The following is a 537-nucleotide window of genomic DNA, read 5'->3' as shown; positions in this document are numbered from 1 at the left end:
TCGGCACCAAGGTGCTGGTGGTGGACGCTGACATGCGCAAGCCGACCATGCACCGCCAGTTCGGCGTCGACAACACGCTGGGCCTGAGCAATCTTCTGACCAATTCGGTCGGTCGCGACGACCTGCCCGGCACGATCAAGAAGACGAAGGAAGACAACGTCTGGGTGATCACCTCGGGCACGCTGCCGCCCAACCCGGCCGATCTTCTGTCGTCGACGAAAATGGCGCTGCTGGTCCAGTACATGTCAGCGCGCTTTGATCTCATCATCATTGACAGCCCGCCGGTGATCGGCCTTTCCGATGCGCCGATCCTGAGCCGCATCGCCCACAGCACGCTGCTTCTGGTCTCGGCCAACAACGTGTCGCGCAAGTCGGCCAAGGCAGCCTTGAAACGCCTGCGTTCGGCGGGCGCCAATGTGATCGGTGCGGCGCTATCGCGCTTTGCGGTGGGCAAGTTCGACTACAACTATGCCTACAAGTACATGAACTATTACTACTACCAGTATGGCGGCGAGCTTCCGAAGCTTGAGGCAAAGG

General features: G+C 60.3%; 1 protein-coding gene. It reads left to right on the top strand.

Going from position 1 to position 537, the window contains the following annotated elements:
- Positions 1-537 (top strand): CpsD/CapB family tyrosine-protein kinase (locus IEX27_RS21165; protein WP_188723039.1); only part of this gene is annotated, 537 nt, incomplete at both ends.

Source organism: Nitratireductor aestuarii, assembly GCF_014641695.1.
In the GTDB taxonomy this organism is placed as follows: domain Bacteria; phylum Pseudomonadota; class Alphaproteobacteria; order Rhizobiales; family Rhizobiaceae; genus Chelativorans; species Chelativorans aestuarii.
This window is presented reverse-complemented; position numbering and strand designations above follow the sequence as displayed.